Source organism: Streptomyces sp. Y2F8-2, from assembly GCF_014905555.1.
In the GTDB taxonomy this organism is placed as follows: domain Bacteria; phylum Actinomycetota; class Actinomycetes; order Streptomycetales; family Streptomycetaceae; genus Streptomyces; species Streptomyces cynarae.
Map to the genome: position 1 here is coordinate 102,404 of NZ_BNGS01000002.1, position 16,576 is coordinate 118,979.

The following is a 16,576-nucleotide window of genomic DNA, read 5'->3' on the forward strand; positions in this document are numbered from 1 at the left end:
ACAGCGGGAGACGCCGGCTTCGATCCGTTCGGAACTGCTGGAGGCGCTGACCACAGTTCGCTGCCTGCTTCACCAACTCGGAGCGGAACTGAACGCGACTCCGCAATAGCCCTATGCCCCGCACGGGTCGGCCGGCGTCGTTCCCTCAGGCCTGAGTGAGCGGTTCGGTCGGTGACACGGTACAGAGCGCGGCACGCCAGGTTCTTGTGACGGATTGGGCCCGCACTGCGTTACGGGCCAAAGCCCTCGTATCCGGACGCCCCCGGCACGGATCCAGCGCTCGCCGCCGGGCCAGCGATCCAATTGTGTGAACAAGCAACCGCACCGTAGGAACTTGAGACGACGCACTCAGGGTGAGTCGCTCCTGGCGCACCCGCAAATTAGCCACCAGTGCTTGGAGGCTGGTCAAAGTCCCCTCGTCACCACGCCCTGCGGCTCGCCGTTGACCGTTACGGCCGGATCGGCCTCCACCATCCGCACAGACATGTCGATCGGTGCGGGGCGGGCGTTGGCTGATTCGGCTGCCGAGAAGTGTCGGACGTTGGAGGAGCCGTCGGCGAACGGGCGGACGGTGTGGGCCAAGAGGCGGGTCAGTTCGTCGTCGAGGCCGTGCTGCAGAGGGGTGCCGTCGGGGCCGAAAGAATCGATCTCGCGCTCGGCGAGCTGCTTGCCGGTAGCCGCGTGGGTGGCGGTGAAGCGCAGGATGCCGCTTTCGTTGTAGCGGAACTTGATCTCGATCTGGTTCCGGCGGATGTCCTGTTCGCGGGTCGGGAGATCTACCTCGATGTTGGCCAGGGGGAAGGCACGGTCGCTGTCGGCCGGGTAGCCGACCTCGCCCTCGATCACCGGCACGCGCACAGAGGAAGCGCCCGGCGTGTCCGGGTAGAAGTTGGCCGAACCCTCCGCGGGCAGGGTGGCGTTGCGTCGGATGATGGCGCGGAAGCCCTTCTGTTCGCCCGCGCTCACGGCCGTGCCCAGGTCGTAGCTGGTCACCAGGGAGAAGTCGCTGTCGTCACCGAGTTCACCGTCGAGGGAGGCCGCGTAGATGGCTGCACCTCGGGCGACGGCGGTCATGGGCCGGCAGAGGCCGCTGTCGACGATGCGGTCGTGGCCGAGGAGCTCACCCAGGGCGTGACGCACCTGCGGGATCTGCGAGGTGCCGCCGATCATCAGGACGGAGTCGATGTCGTCCGGGGTGATGGCCAGGTCTTCCAGGGCCTGCTGGACCGGCTCCAGAGCGCGGGTGATGAGCGGGGTGATCGCCTCGGTGTACTCGGCCGCGGTGATCCTGACCTCACGCCTCGAGATCGAGGGTGCGAGGCCGACCGGGAGGTCGAAGAAGAGCGCGCCGTCCGTCGGCACGGATGACAGGGCGATCTTCGTCAGTTCGACCGACCGGCGCCACCGACGCCGTTCGGCTTTCGTGAGCTGGTCCGCAGTCAGGCCGATCTTCTGCTGGATCAGCCGGGCCAGAGCGTTGTCGAACTCCAGGCCTCCGAGAGCGGTGATGCCGCGCGAGGTCTGCTCCTCGAAGAGGCCGTCGTCGTATTCGAGGACGGTGACGTCGATGGTGCCGCCGCCCCAGTCGAAGACGAGGAAACGACCTGGGATCGGCACATCTCGGACGTACGAGATCGCAGCCGCGGTGGGCTCGTTGAGCAGGGCCCGGACCCTCACCCCGCCAAGTGCGGCCGCGGCACGAGTACGGTAGCGGGCGCCGCCCGTGGCTTTGGCGGGGACGGTGACAACCGCGTCGGAGAGGTCTAGCAGCTGAGCGGAGACGCCTTCCTTCATCCGGCTGAAGAGGGCGGCGGCCGCGACCGTGCTGTGGAACTTCTCCGATCCCACCCAGACGTGGTGTTCCTCGAGCTGGGCAGCGACCTCGAGGCCGTCGACGTCGCCGTCCTTCTCGGCACCGGAGCGGGTGCCGAGCATGCGCTTCACGGCGTCGAGCGGTTCGCTGGTGCCGGTCTTCGCCTCCCAGCCGAAGCAGAGGGTGCGCTGGAGGTCGCGGACGGACAGCACAGAGGGGAAGAGCTGCTCGAACTCCGACATCTGCCACTGGGCGGGCACGTTGTCGCCGTCGACCGGCAGCACTTCGGTGGTGTGCCCGTTCCAGTGGGCCACCACGGAGTTGCTGGTGCCGAAGTCGATACCGAAAGTCATCGCTTTCCCCTTTGCGTCATGCCAAGTCGCCCGCTCACCGCAGCACGCAACGTCTGCCTGTAGGTCAGCGCTGGAGCCGGGTCCTCCACGCCTGTCGCGGTACTGGGATCGGCAGTCCCCGGCGCAGGTGCTTCCTGCCCGGCAACGGCCCGCAGCCAGCCGCGTTCGACGAGCTTCCCGGACTCCTTGTCGACGTAGGCCGGCACGACGAATTCGAAGGCGACCGGACCTTGCTCCATCACACCGGGATGTTCCTCCACAACGTTGAAGAGTGATCGATCGCCGGCATCGTCAATGATCTGCAGTCCGGCCTTCGCCGCCTCGTGGCTGATGCGGGTCACCACTGCTGTCAGCTTCTTCGCCTCCAGCGCCTGCCGATGCAAGACGGCCAGCTGGGCCAAGTGCATCTGGCGCGTGCGGATGCTTTCCAGCACCCCCTTGCGTACCGCTTCGGTGAACTGGGGAAGCACTCGGCGCATCAGCTCGGCCCGGAAGGCCGAGATCAGATCGGCCTCGGTCTCCTTGTCGGCCAAAGCTGCGCCCAGTTTCTCCGTCGCCTCCTCCAACTCCTGCTCCACCACGGGCAGAAGCGTCTCGTTGACCGACTTCAGGATTGCGGCCGCGTCCAAAGTCCCCGCAGTGAACTCCGGGATGCCGCTGTCGGCGTGCCTCCAGGGCCTCTTCTCCGCGGCCCTGGCCTCGCCGAGGCTTCGTACGCTCCCGTCCGTCGATTCATGTTCCGACTTCCGCTGAACGTCGTCACGGCGGCCAGAACCGCTATCGCCTTTACCGGCTCCGTTGCTCACGATGTGCTGCTCTCTGAGTTTTCAAGGGCTGCTAGGTCTTCAGCAGCCGCGGAAAGGCGTTCTGTCGCCCTGGTGATTATTTCTCGGGCCGCCTCGGTACGGGACCACGCGCGGTCGCTGTCCGTGGGCGGCTCGGTGAGCCTCTGCAGAGGCTCGGGCGGGAGTTCCAGCCGGTGGCTCGTGCCGGTGGGGTCCCTCCAGCGGTGGGGGGCGAGCGGGACGGCGAGCCAGGGTATTTTCTGCTGCTCCCGCTCGGCCTTCTCGATCATGTCCTTGGCGCGGTTGATCCGGGCGCGGCCGCTGTCGTCGAGTTCCTTCCTCAGGGCCCGCCAGGCCTTCTTCCAGTCGTCCGCCCCGTCGGGCACGCCGAGCACCAGATAGGGGTTGAGCGGCTGGTCCCGTTCTCCAACGGCCCGGCCCTCCAGGAAACTGTGATTCCTCCGCAGCATGGCCATGGCGCCTCCGCCGAGCTGGTCCCGCACCGGGGGACGGCCTTCGGCGTCCTGCTCTAGGAGTTTGAGGGACTCCGTCATCTCCTGCCCGGCGCGCAGGTAGGCCTGGATGTTCTGGGCTTCCCAGCGCACCGGCTGCGAGTGGTGCCGGAGCCTTGCGGCCATGGTGAGAGCCGCCTTCCTCCGCTGCTCCGCCGTCTCGTCGTCCCCGCGGAAGAGGGCACGGTGCATCTGCCGCACGGCCCTGATCAGGGTCCGCACGCCGATCCAGCCGTTGAACTTCTTGTTGGTCGCGCTGCGCACGCTGGAGTGAATTCGCTCCAGGAGAACCCACAGTCGCTCGTCGGCGACGAGGTCGTCCGGGACCTCTCCGGTCCGCCGCACCTCGTGCAGGGCGTCAAGGAGCTTCTGTGTCGGCGGAAGGAGGTCGGTCCACTCCTCTGCGATGGCCTTGGCGTCGTTGGCCTGCAGCCTCACCAGCAGGCGCCAGTCCTGCGGCCAGTCACGGCCGGGTTCCGTTCCTGGGCCGGCCTCCCGGCGCTCCCGTTCCAGGGGCCAGGCCAACAGGTCCATCTCCTCGTCGGTGAGGGACGCAGGGTCCAGGCGGGCGCGGAAGTAGGCGGCACGGGAGGTGCCGTCGTGCTCGGGGACCGCGCCGATCCACTCCTCGTCGATGTAGTCGTCGAGAAGCGGCCGGGGAAGCTTCGCCAGGAGCGCCCTCTGCCGAGGGGCCGGCAGGTTGGTCTCCATCAGGCGACGGTCGTCCTGGTAGATCTGCCACATGCTGCCCGGCTCCCCCAGGAGCGGCAACGGCTTGTCCTCCAGCAGGGCGCGGGCGCGGTCATTGAGCCCGCCGTTGAAGATGTCCAGCCCGTGGTCCTGTGCCATGACGAGCAGGGAGACGCCCTTGACCGGGTCGTCCTGCCGGGACGCTGCATCGGCCGCGGCCCGGGCCAGCTTCTGCGCGGAGAGCGTTCCGGTCTCCGGCTTCAGCGCGTCGGGCAGCACGAGTTCGGCGAAGGAGCGAGCGCGCTCCCAGGCATGCCGGTCGGCAAATCCTTCGGGGACCGGCTGAGGCGTGACCGGTTCCGGCTCCGGCTGCTTCTGTGGCGGAACGGCCGGAGCAGGGCTGTCGGCGGCTTCCGCACCCTGCGTAGCTTTCCCAACGGTCCGGCCCTCGGCGCGGGCCTGACGGAGGGCGAGGCGGCGGGTGATCTCGCGCTGCCGCAGCTCCTCCAGGCGGACCTGCTCGTCCTGGCCCGCTCCCGGCGGGATTCCTGCCGTCATCAGAGCTCCTCCGCGAAGATGTGCACCTGCTCGATCACCGCTGCCGGGGTCCGGTCCAGGCTGTAGGAGTCGGCGAAGGCGATCCTGGTGGCCAGGCCATCGGCACGGACCTCGTTACGCAGGGCCCGCAGACGTTCGTTCCCGCACTCGTGGGTGGCGGACTCAAGGGGATGCTTGACGGCGACCGCGACGGGCTCGCCGGTGAAGTCCGAGGTGAAGAGCGCCACCGGCCCGGCGGCGGTCTCCTTGAGGCTGACGGTGGGCTCCTCGTCCGCCCAGCCCTTCAGCAGGATGGCGTGCTCGTTCGGATCGATCTGCAGTTTCCGGCCGCGCAGGGCGTCGGTCAGGTCGCGGGCGAGCCGCCAGTCGTACAGCGGGTGGAGGCGCATGTTGGAGTAGTCGCGCAGGCAGGCGTAGCAGGAGCTGCGGCAGTTCTGTGCATGATGGTCGGCCTCCAGGTCGTGCAGGTAGCGGTCGACCGCCTGGAGGAACTCCTCGATGTGTTCCTCCGAACCGAGGTAGGTGCTGAAGCCTGCGCCGTTGTCGAGGCTGTCGGCAAGGTAGGCCATGACGGGAGCGGCCACCGGCGCGTCCGAGCCGTGGATGCCGCTGAGGAGTTCCTCCGGCTGCACGTCCAGGTGCGGGGCGGCGGCACGGCGCAGCAGGGCCGCCAGCGAGTACCAGGCGGCGCGCCGGCCATGGTAGGCCTCGGGGAAGCCGTCGGTCTGCTGGGATTTCGAGATGTCGAAGCGGAGACCCCGGCTCGTGTCGAGGGCGCCCTTGGCCCCGATGAAGAGCATGTCGGTGTGCTGGGTGGCGCCGAGGGCGATCTCCAGGTCGGCTTCCGCCTTGGGGTGGTCCAGTGCGACGTATCCGCCCCACGGGCCGGTGTTCTTGACGAACCGGAAGAGCTTTCCGGCGTTGGTGTTGACGATGTAGCGGTCGCCGCTGCCGGTGTGGACGACCATCCAGTCGTCGGCGGCACGGTGGATGCGCGGGGCGGTCTTGCCCAGGTCGGTGGCGGTCCGTGCGCTGGTGGCGTTGGAGCCGAGCTCCCGGGAGCCGTCGTAGTCCCGTGCTTCGCGGGCGGCCCGAAAGCCTGCGGGCTCACGGAAGGGGACGGCCCTGTAGTACTTGCTCTCCGCGCCGCAGGCGGGGCAGGTGCCGGCGCTCCCGGTTTCCGGGTCGACGACGGCCTGCGGGTCCACGTGGGAGCAGATCCGGCACATGGCGACCAACTGTTCGGGGCCGAACGGGTCCTCGGCGGCTTGTACTCCGCGACCGCTCGGGACGAGGGAGACCACTCCCATGGAGCGGAGCAGACGGCCGTCCTGCGGGGTTTCGCTGCCCGGTGCGAACTTGCTGAGGGCGACGGCCAGGTCGCGGTTGACGGAGTCGGCCGGCGGCCAGGGGAAGGTCTTCTGCGGGATGCTCCGGTAGAGGAGGCGGGAGCGGGTGGGGAAGCCGAACATGGGCAGGAGACCCGCCTCTGCCAGACGCTGGCTGAGATCGGGGTGGCCGACCGTCCGGGCTGCCACCTCGTCGACCTGGCCGAGGAGTTCGTCGATGGCGGCCACCGGATCGATGGCGGCGATGCTCTCCGGTGTTCCGGCCTGGAGGGCGGCGGCAGCGGCTTTGATGCGGTCCGGGTGCTCGGCGATCCAGCGGTGGACGGCACCGCGATGCATCGGCCAGTCGGCGGCGAGGCCGAACTGTCCGTGGACGTTGGTCGTCATGTCCGGCCCCTTTCGGCGGTCCTGCGGCTGCTGGGGCTCGAAGGCCTGGCGCAGGACCTCTCCCAGCAGGACCCGCCGGAAGACGGAGACCATGCCGAGGACCAGGTAGGGCGGCGGAGTCGGGTCGTTGGTGATGGCTTCCGGGCGGGCGAAGTAGTGCTCGTCGTGACTGCGGCCGCGGCAGACGGTGAGGGCCACGGCGACCGGGCTGTTGCGTCGGCCCGCGCGCCCCACCCGTTGCTGGTAGTTGAAGCGGGTGGGCGGCATGTTGGCCATGATCACGGTATTGAGGGGACCGATGTCCACACCGGCCTCCATGGTCGTGGTCACGGAGAGCAGTTCCAGGCCGTCCGCCTGCGGGACGTCGTTGTCGCCGAGGAAGACGTCCTGGAAGAGGCTCTGCCGCCGCTGGGCCTCCAGCCGGTCCGTCTGGCCGGTCAGTTCCGCGGTGCGCAGGGGGAAGTCACCGGTGCGGTGGGCGGCCTTCCACGCGTAGTAGTCGTCTTCGAGGACTCCGCTGTACTGCTGGGGCACGGCGGGCAGCGGGGTCAGGCACTTGGTGCACAGCCCCGCGCCCGGGTGAAGGTGCGGCCGGTGGCAGGAGCGGCACGTCCAGGTCTTGTTCTCGCCGGGGCGGAGCGCCACCTTCTCCGGCTTGATGACGTAGTCGACGACGGCGTCCTTCCAGACGCCGAGCACCCGGTCCTGGATCGTCTGCGCATCGGTGCCCTGGCGTTCGGCGATCTGCTTCCAGAAACGCTTCAGAGGCGCAGGCGGCCTCTGCAGGGAGGCACGCATCCGGGTGAAGCGCCGCATCAGGCCGAGAATCCGCAGACTGGCACGTGCCACGGCCTGATCGCCGTCCGGGCCGGTCTCCAGAGGCGAGCGGTCGTCGCGCAGGCAGAGCCAGCCGAGTCCGAGCGACTCGAAGTCACGGCCGCCGCCGGAGAAGAGGCTGCCGATGGTCTCGAGGCGGAGGCGGGAGCGGATGCGGTTGAGCAGTTCCTCCTGTGCCTGGGTCTCCACCACCGCTTCGCGGTCCCGCTCCCAGTTGTAGAGCGCGGTCCAGGGCTGTCCGGCCGACGTCTGCTGGAGCGAGGCCGCGGGACCGGCGGGGTTGGTGCCGTACTTCAGCAGCATGTCTTCGAGGTCGGAGGCGAGGCCGTCCAGGGAGGGCAGTTCGGAGAACTTGCGCTCCAGGTCGGGCAGGAGTTCCGGTTCCGCGTCGAGGTCGTCGGCAAGGATCGCCTTCAGGCGCCCCCAGTCCGCCGGGTTGCGGTCCCGCAGTCGTTCCATGGCGGAACGGGCACCGGCACGGTCGACGGCTGCCCCGGCGTAGTGGGCCTTCACCAGCTGAAGGTCTCCGAACGGATCCCCCTGGCTCCCGACGGCCTCGGCGCTGAGCAGGCGGAGAAGGTCCTGGTAGTGGCGCAGGGCAAGACCGCTGGCGAGCTCGGAGGCGTCGTCACGGCTGTCGGAGAAGGCGATCGCCTTGCGCCGGCCGTCGGGAAGGTGGCCGAGGGCTTCGGTCACCAACACCTGGTTGATCTTGTAGAAACCGGTGCGCATCCGCCGGACCGGCGCGTTGCGCAGCCGGTCGGGAGACTCCAGCGGGATGAAACGGCCGTCCCTGTCGTACTTGATCTCCCAGTCGTCGCCGCAGGCGGGGCAGCGGGTGGGGAAGGCCTGCAGCCGGGCAGGGTCGTAGGCCGGCTTCTTGCCCTCCTTGTCCAGGGGCACGGAGATGTGGAACGACCATCCAGTGTGCTGGACGTCCCGGTTCTCCAGGCGGCCGGTGACGGGCTGGTAGGCGCTGCGGCGGAACTCGAACTCGACCTGCGGGCCGCCGTCGGACAGGCCCGCGTGCCAGCCGGGGTCGTCGAGGCCGAGGCCCTTGGTGCGCGGCCAGTACACGACGTAGTTCGCCGCCGTAGGTGCGCCACTGGCCTCGTCGGGGAGGAGGTCAAGATCCGGGAAGTCGGTGTGGAGGGCACCGGTGAACTTGCGCCGCTGGGTGTCCTTGGGGCTCGCGTATCCGCCGAGCATGAGGTCGCCGCAGGCCTGGCAGGACAGAAGCTCCAGTACGCGGGCGCCGCAGGTGCAGCGGGAGGTGGGCTCGGCGAAGAGCCGGCCGACCCGGCGTTCGAGGCCGTGCTCCACGGGAATGTCGGGGCAGTTCGGGTCGGAGCAGGCCCAGATGCCCTCGATGTTCCGGAAGAAGAAGTGGGCGCGGAGCTGGGGAAGTTCGGGGTCCTGTGCGGAGCCGAGTATGCGCAGCACCCCGTGGAGAGCGTCCTGGCGCTGTTCCTCGGCGACGTCCGGGAAGAGGTTCTTTGCCAGTTCGGGGGCGGGCAGAGCACGAGGCTTGCCGCCTGGAGTGAGTGCGCGCTGGAGCGTCGGGCCGAGGCCGGTCTCCCGGGCCAAGGCGATGGCTTCGTCCTGGGTGACGGGGGCTTTCGCGGCCTTCGCGAGGCGTTCGGCGTGTGCGGCCAGGTCGCCCGCTCCGTGGATCTCCTTCGCCTTTCCGAGAATGATCACGCGCCGGGAGCCGGGCAGGGCGAAGAACCCGTCGAGGAACTCGTCGTCCCGGCCGGCCTCCAGGGAGGCGGAGGCGGCGAGCACACGCAGCTTCTCGGGGCACTTGTCGAGGCCGAGACGGTGGCGGAGGTTGCGAAACAGGTAGGCCACCTCGGTGCCGGCCGTGCCGCGGTACATGTGGAGCTCGTCGAGGATCAGGGTGAAGCGGGCGTCCGGGGTCTCCTCCAGCCACTTCCTCGTGGCGCGGAAGATGTGCTCCTCCTGCTTCCGGAGCAGCATGATGTTCAGCATCGAGTAGTTGGTGACCATGATGTCCGGCGGCGCGGCCTGCATGTCCCAGCGGACGTGCATCTCCGCTCCGCCAAGGCGCGGGATGAAGGGCCGCAGTTCCTCGTCGAGCTTCGCGTCGGCCTTGCGCTGCCGTTCCTGGACCTCCCGCAGGTACTGCCGGAGACGGAAGTTGGCCGGCCCGGAATCGCGGCTGCCGGACACGGGGGTGGCTCCCGTGTACAAGCGCGTTCACGGAAGCGACGGCGGATACGACACCGGATGCGACGGGGCGAACGCCAATCGAGCGGTTTGTAGCGACATGGCCGGTGCCCCCACTATCTCTGCGTATGAGGATGGCGTCGAGACCGGACGCGGAGGGTTCAAACATGATGAAGCCCCGGTTCCTGGTGGGGAAGCGGGGCTTCATCTGCTGTCAGGGGACTTGAGGCGTCAGCCTCCGAACGGAATGCGATCGTCGAAGTCTACGTCGTCAGGGAAGTTCGGTGGCGTCCATCCTCGGGAATGGGCCAACTCCAGCAGTTCGTCAGGGACCTCTGCCTGATACTTCTCGACGTAGTAGGGGTATGAGCTTGGCCAGAACCACACGCCATCCGTCTGCAGGCTGAGTGCGCCGATCAGTGGCTTGTTCGGGTCGATCTCGTCGTACACTCCGCTTCCGGAGACGGCGATATGATGCGCGTCCCGGAGGTATTTGCTGATCTTTTCGGTGGACCCTGAGAATTTCCCGCGCGAGTCGGCGATTGTCGGCTGATCGGGTTCGCCGACCTCAGTATCGCTGTAGAAGCCGACCGGCTTGAGTTTTTCTGTCACTTATTTCCTCCCGGTTCAAAAATGCGCCACTCGCCGGTCTTTCCGTACTGCTTGTCGGAAACCCTGAGTCGACCATTGGGCCAAGCCCACACTTTCTCAGTGGGTGCCATAACCCTGACTCCCAGTGCGTTCGATAGGTTCTGTGCGGCTGTGGCGTCGCACGCGCCAGTGTTGCAGGAAAGAAGCCGGATGGCTCCACCATCCCAGTTGGGATCCTGCCTGACGAGATTGGCCAGCGTGCGGTGGCTGATGTTTGTCCCTTTCTCCCAGGCGTCGATGGTGGGGCCGAAGTCAGTCTTCGAGCCGTGAATGATCACATCGTAGTAACCCTCTTTGGATAGAGCTTTGGAGGCGTTCAGGCCGAACGTGTCACCGGTGGCAGTCAGGTTGACCCCCTTGCCGCCAGCTGCGGCGAGAGACGTCTGGCTTCCTGCCGCGCCGCCTGCGAGGACTTCCGCCGCTGCCTCGGAACAGGCGATTACTGCGGCGAGGCAGGAAGTGACGCCCTCAGCGGCTACAGGAGCGGCGGCGACAGCCGCAGCGACACCGACGACAACGCCCAGGACCACCTTTTGCCAGGTGGCGAGTTTGCCGTGGTCGGGCATGTCATGGGCGTCTGCGTCGTAGTTGGGGTTGGTTCCCATGGCCCAGCAGCTACGGCACGGGCCTTGCTCCTTCGGTTTGGGCTTGGGGCCTTGCTTGAAGACCACCCGTACCGTTTTTACTGAAGCGCCCCTAGAACTGACCGTGGTGACTGTGGTGGTCAACGTGCCGGAGCCGACGCCTTCGATGGTGGTGTCTGTTGTGTAGGTGGCGGTGGAGTGGTAGACCCACCCACTGGTGCTGGGGGTGAACCAGGCGCGGTAGCTGCCACCGTGGCCGTCGCTGCAGCCCTGTTCACAGTCGGTGAGGGGGCGCAGGCCGGTGGGGTCGCTCTTGGTGACCGGGGTGTTGTTGGCGTAGGCGTAGCCGTTGAGGGATTCGTGGTCGTCGGCGGCGAAGACCGGGTCGACGGAGAGGAATCGGCCGATGGTGGGGTCGTATTCCCGGGCGCCGATGTGTGTCAGCCCGGTGGTGGTGTCAGCGGGTTTGCCGAGGAATCCCTTGTCGTCGGGCCAAGCGGCCGGTGTGTTTCCGCGGGTTTCGCCGAATGGTTTGGTGTAGCGGCGGGTGATCTGCTGGGTTGCCGCGTCGACAACCATTGTGGCGGTGCCATGGCGGTCGTCCACGAGCCAGTACAGGCCGGTGTTCGTGCGCAGTGCTGTGCCGTCGCCAGCGCTGTAGTAGCGCTGTGCGGTGAACTTCTTGGCCGTCGGGTCGTAGTGGAGTTCCTGTCCTGGCAGGTACAGGACGGTTTCGGCGGGGCCTTGGCGGATGAGGAGGTCGCCGTTGGCGTCGTAGAGGTAGTTGGTGCTCTTGCCGGCCTCCGTGAGGGTGGCCAGGTCTCCTTCGGTGTTCCAGACGAGGGTCTGGTCGCCGGATGTGCCGGGGCGGCGGGTGGTGTTGCCGCGTTCGTCGTATCCGTAGCTGGTAGTCGTACCCCCGGTGGTGGCGGAGGTCAGTGTGTGCGGCTGGCCGCCGCCGTTTGCATCGACGGGCGGGTACTTGTAGCTGGTCTTCGTGTCGCCGCCGGCCGAGTGCGCTGTCTGCGTGTCCCGCATTCCTCCTGTGGTGTACGTCCAGGAGGTCCAGTACGGGGCCGGGCCGCCGAGGGCGGTGGCGGAGCGTGCGGCGGTGCAGTCACTGCTTGCAGGGGTCCAGGCGTCGGTCAGGCGCTGGTGGCCGTCGTAGGCGAAGCACTGGGTGTCGGGCGTGCCTGCCTTCTGCTTGATCGACAGCACGTTGCCGCCGTCGTCGTAGGTGTAGTCGACGTCGCTGGTGTAGCCGGTGTTCGTCTGGTCTAGCGTGTGGCTGTTGAGCAGGCGGCGAGTGCCGTCCTCATAGCGGCTTGACACTTGGAGCTGTTTGGCCGTTGTGGAAGTGCCCAGCGTGGTCAGCTGCGGCTCCCCGTACTGGGTGTAGCCGACGCTGCGGATGTAGTCGGTGTTGCCGCCCACGGTGTTGACCAGGCCGAGGTCGTTGTAGGTGTAGGCGACCGTTTCGACGGGCAGGCCGCCCGCTGCCGGCAGGACCCTGTTGTTGACCGTGCCGTCCAGGTTGTAGGCCGTGGTGGTGGTGAAGGTCTGTGGCGCTCCCGCCTGCACCAGCGGATCGGAGGCGGCCAGGACGGTCTTGCTGCCGGTGGGCTGGTAGAGGTTGTCGTACCCGGTGACCTGGCTGGCGTAGATGCGGCCCGTGGTACCGCCGACGTAGCGGATGGAAGCCGTGGGCTGGCCCTTGGCAAGGGTGTCGTAGGTGAACTTGGTCAGCTGGTGGGCGCTGTCCTTGACTCCGTCCCAGGTCCCGGTCTTCCGGCCGAGTTCGTCGTATTCGGTGATGAGGGTCTTGGACGTGCCGTCCTTCAGCTTGACGGTGCTGGTCAGCGGCTGGTCCGCGTCGTCATACGTGAGAGAGGTCGTGCCCTTGTCCGGATCGGTGCTCTCGATCTCGCGGCCGCGGATGTCGTACTTGTGGCTCCACACCGCACCGTCGGGTCCCGTCACGCTAGCGACCTGGCCGCCTGGGGTGTAGGTGTACGTGGTGCGGGTGTAGTCGCTTCCGGTCGGGTTCGGTCCGGCGTACTCGCGGCGTTCGGTGACTCGGCCGCGGGCGTCCTTGATGGTCAGCGTGCCGGAGCCGCCCTTGGCCGCCGTGACCGCAACCTGGTCGCCCTGGTCGTTGGTCTTGGTGCGCCACCGTTCCTGGCCGTAGACGCGGAAGATGGAGTCCGTGGCGCGGCCGGCGCCGTCGTAGACGGTCTCGGTCGATGCGGGCACGGAGCCGGGCAGGGTGTTGGCCAGTGCTCCGGTGGGGCTGTTGTTGTCGTAGACCTGCTCGTTCTTGAGGTAGGCCAGGCCCCGGTCGTCATACAGGGTCTCGGAGATCGTGCGGCCACCGCCTGGTGCCGGAACTTGCTTCTGCCGTTCCCGCAGCAGCGCGTCGTAGATCTCGTAGGACGTGTTGTACGTCTTGCCGTCGGCACGCAGTGTGTCGGTACGGACCCAGGGTGCCGCAGCCTTGGTGAGGCTGTAGGTGTAGACGAGGCTGGCCGGGTCGCTCAGGGCGCGTGAGCGGTTGGGTTTCCAGATCTTCGTGACCCGGCCGAGGGCGTCGAATTGCCACTCGGTGACCTTGCCGTTGGCGTCGGTCTGCTTGGTGACCTGGCCCCAGGCGGGATCCACGTCCTTGGTGACGGTGTAGCCCTTGGGATCGGTGACGACGCTCTGGGTGAGCGGGCCGTAGCCGGTGTCGTCCGGGACGTAGGTCGTCTTGGTCGACCGGTTCAGGGCATCCGTGGTGGTCGCAGGGCGGCCGAGGCCGTCGTAGGTGGAAGTGGAGACCTTCTGGTAGACGGGCTGGTTCTGGTTGTCGTAGCCGGAGATCCGGTAGGAGGAGGTGGTGTCGCCCTTGGTGGGGGCGGTGCCGACGGCCTGGTTGTCGTAGCCGGTGGTGACGTCGGAGATGGTGTCGTCCGGCAGCTTGGGCGTGCTCGAGCAGCCGACCGCGTAGGTCTCGACGCGGGAGGAGAACTGCACCAGCCAGTCCGTGGTGTTGCGGACATAGGTTTTTCTGACGCAGGTCTCGTCGCCGGTCTTGGCGGTGTCGCCCTGGTCGTCCACCGTCAGCGGCATGCCATAGGTGGTGTCGTAGGTCGTGGTGGTCTTGGTGCTGCGGGTGCCGATGGAGGTCTTGGTCCGGTTCGTGACCGTGGCCGGCTGCATGAACCACGACTCGGTGGTGCCCCAGTCGTACTTGTGGCTGCCGGTGCGATAGGACCACGGCGTGTTGATCGTGCCGCTGACCTCTTCCGCGCTGTTGTAGGCAGTGGTTTCGCGGACGAATCCTGCGTACTGGCGGTCGTCGTCGATGCTGGTGCCGGTGGAGTCGGTGACCTTCTCGACGCGGCGGGTGCCGTCCTTTTGCTTGTCGCCGTTCAGGCCCCGCATGTACAGGTTGACGATCTTGCTGATGGGGCCGGTGCCGTCACCGGTGGTGGTGGTGACCTTCGGATAGCCGCGCCACTGGTTCCACGTGCGGTACTTGGCTTTGGTCAGGCCGTCGTCGTCGGCGTAGCCCCAGCCGGCACCACCGGTGTAGTCGTAGCGGGTCTCCTTGGTGTCGCTGCCGTAGGGATCCTCCTCAAACACGGAGGTGACGAGGTACTTGTGGAACCAGTCGAGTTCCGGGGTCGCCCCGGACTGGGACCAGTAGACGGGGAAGCAGCGCAGCGTGTTGTCGTCCTCCGAGGACGGCATGGTAGTGCCGCGGATGCACTGAGGGTCGGAGTAGTTCACGGTGAGGACGGCACCGGCCTCGCTGGTGATCTTGCGGACGCGCCACTTGATGTAGCGGAGGCTGTCTCCGCCGCCTTCGACGTGGTTGGGCATCTGGATGCCGTCGAAGGTGACGGCATCCAGGCTGGCGTCGGTGCTGCCCGCTTTGCCGGTGTTCTGGATCGACTTAAGCCACAGGCTCGGCGAGGCGGCGTCCCCCGAGTCGGGGAAGCTGTGCTCGAGGTGCCAGTTGTCGACATTGCGGCGCGTGGTGCCCGAGCCGGTCCACACCGAGGTGGTGACGTCGGTCAGCATGTAGCGGGTGAAGAAGGACGGGCCGATCTTCCCGGTGCAGGCTTTGCCGTCGGCGCAGATCAGGTCGAACGGCACGTCCGGCCAGTTCTGCTTGGTGTCCGAGGTCAGGCTGGAGCAGTCGCTGGCGACGCAGCGCTGCGCGTAGTCGAAGGTGACCTGCTGGGCGGCGGGCTTGGTGTAGACGCTGGTGGCGCGCAGCCCATAGTCGATGCGCTTGAGGTAGCCGGCTCGGACGTAGCTGGTGGCGGGGTCGTCGACGCCGTTCTTGGCGTAGTTGTTGGTCTCTTTGCCGTACCAGTAGCTCATGGCGTTGCCGTGGGTGTCGACGACGTAGTCGAGGTTCCACTTCCATGCCTGGTTGCAGCTGGAGGAGGCGAAGGTGGTGTCGTGGCAGGGTTCGCCGGCGTCGTCACCGAAGACGGGTACGGTCCAGGTGGAGTTGGTGACGGGGTCGTCCGGGTCGGTGCCGTGGTCGCTCCAGCCGGGCAGGCGGTGTTTGCCGAAGTAGTACTGGGTGCCGTCGGTGGTGGTGACCTTCCAGTACTCGCCGTTGTCGTCGCCGTTGCTGGTGTTGCCGGTCAGGTGCTCGACCTTGGTGGCGTCGTCGTTTTTCAGCCGCCAGGTGCCTCCGGCCGCCTGGGACTTCTCGGCGCTGTCGCAGGCCGCTGTGGTGTCGCAGTCGTTGACGAGTTCGGCGGCTTTGCCGTTGAGGACGAGAGTGGCGTTGGCGTACTTCCAGCACAGGTCGCCCTTGCCGTCGTTGCCGTCGTCCTTGCAGGAGCCGTACTTGCGCTCGATGTAGGACTCGGTGAGGCCGAAGCCTTCACCGACGACGGAGGACTGGTTGTTCTCCGAGGAGGTGCGCCCGTCCACTGAGCCGGAGCTGTAGGAGACGGCCAGGTTCGGGGCCGGTCCGGCGGTGGCCGGCGGGACGCGCAGCGGGTAGCTCCAGCCGAACTCTCCGGTGCTGCCGCCTGCTTCCCAGGTTGCCGACGGGCCGAGGGGGCTGGCGCTGAAGTCGCCGCTGGGTCCGGAGGAGTCCGCGGTGGCGGCCAGCAGCATCGGCGTCTTGGTGCTCATGCCCGAGGTGGGCAAGGTGACGGTGACCGTCTTGGCGGCCGGGTCGTTGTGGGAGGCCAAGGGCGTCTGCTTACGGCAGGCCGCCTTGTTGGGCGTGGTCAGCGCGCACTGGGGAAGCTGCATGAAGCGCAGGCGGGATCCGTAGGAGCCGCCGTAGGCGTCTGCGAAGGACGCGTAGTTGAGGCTGAAGCGCCACTTGCCGCGGGGGGCCTCGTCCGGCGCCAGTGCGAGGATCGTCCCGGTGACCTTGGCCTTGTCGGCGGCTTGATGCCCATACACGTGCACCTGTACTGCGGTGCTGCTCTGCTCCTCAGCCTTCGTCACGGCGCGCTTGCCCGAGGTGTCCGGTGCGATGGTGACGGGCAGGCTGCCGACCTGTGCCGTTGCGGGCTTCCCGTCCGACAGGCTGAGACGTGTGCTGGCGGCCGCGGGCCAGTGCACCTTGGCCAGACGCTGCGTGGTGGTCTTGGCCGCTGCGGCAGCCTTGTCGGCCGTCGGGTGTTGCTTCGCCTTGAACGGCAGGACCTTGTTGACCTTCGGCTTCGGCGGCGCCGGAAACGTGTTACCGCTCGCCTGCGCTGTGGCGGGCAGGGCAGATCCCGAGGGGATCGCTATCTGCGGAATGAGGGCCAGGCTGACGGAGAGTGCTCCGCGGGCCAGCCAGCGGCGAAGGACAGCTCTGGGCCGCCTGCCGCGCGATGCGGGATTCACGGTAGTGGATT

Annotated in this window: 6 protein-coding genes; all 6 read right to left on the reverse strand. The window is 67.5% G+C overall.

Going from position 1 to position 16,576, the window contains the following annotated elements; genetic code table 11:
* Positions 1-405: 405 nt before the first annotated feature.
* Positions 406-2,166, reverse strand: coding sequence for an Hsp70 family protein (locus SY2F82_RS05885; RefSeq protein WP_200417892.1), 1,761 nt, complete (start codon positions 2,164-2,166; stop codon positions 406-408).
* Positions 2,163-2,972: a hypothetical protein gene (locus SY2F82_RS05890; protein ID WP_200417893.1), complete on the reverse strand. Its 810-nt coding sequence runs from the start codon at positions 2,970-2,972 to the stop codon at positions 2,163-2,165. The genes SY2F82_RS05885 and SY2F82_RS05890 overlap by 4 nt, the downstream gene beginning before the upstream one ends.
* The gene (locus tag SY2F82_RS05895; protein WP_200417894.1) at positions 2,969-4,711 is read right to left on the reverse strand and encodes a hypothetical protein; all 1,743 of its coding nucleotides are present in this window, start codon (positions 4,709-4,711) and stop codon (positions 2,969-2,971) included. The genes SY2F82_RS05890 and SY2F82_RS05895 overlap by 4 nt, the downstream gene beginning before the upstream one ends.
* On the reverse strand, positions 4,711-9,477 hold the full coding sequence (locus SY2F82_RS05900) for a helicase-related protein (protein WP_200417895.1): 4,767 nt from the start codon (positions 9,475-9,477) through the stop codon (positions 4,711-4,713). The genes SY2F82_RS05895 and SY2F82_RS05900 overlap by 1 nt, the downstream gene beginning before the upstream one ends.
* A 228-nt stretch (positions 9,478-9,705) precedes the next feature.
* The gene (locus tag SY2F82_RS05905; RefSeq protein WP_200417896.1) at positions 9,706-10,086 is read right to left on the reverse strand and encodes a hypothetical protein; all 381 of its coding nucleotides are present in this window, start codon (positions 10,084-10,086) and stop codon (positions 9,706-9,708) included.
* Entirely contained in the window at positions 10,083-16,565 is a 6,483-nt protein-coding gene (locus SY2F82_RS05910; protein ID WP_200417897.1) for an RHS repeat-associated core domain-containing protein, read from the reverse strand. The genes SY2F82_RS05905 and SY2F82_RS05910 overlap by 4 nt, the downstream gene beginning before the upstream one ends.
* Between the last annotated feature and the right edge of the window lie 11 nt (positions 16,566-16,576).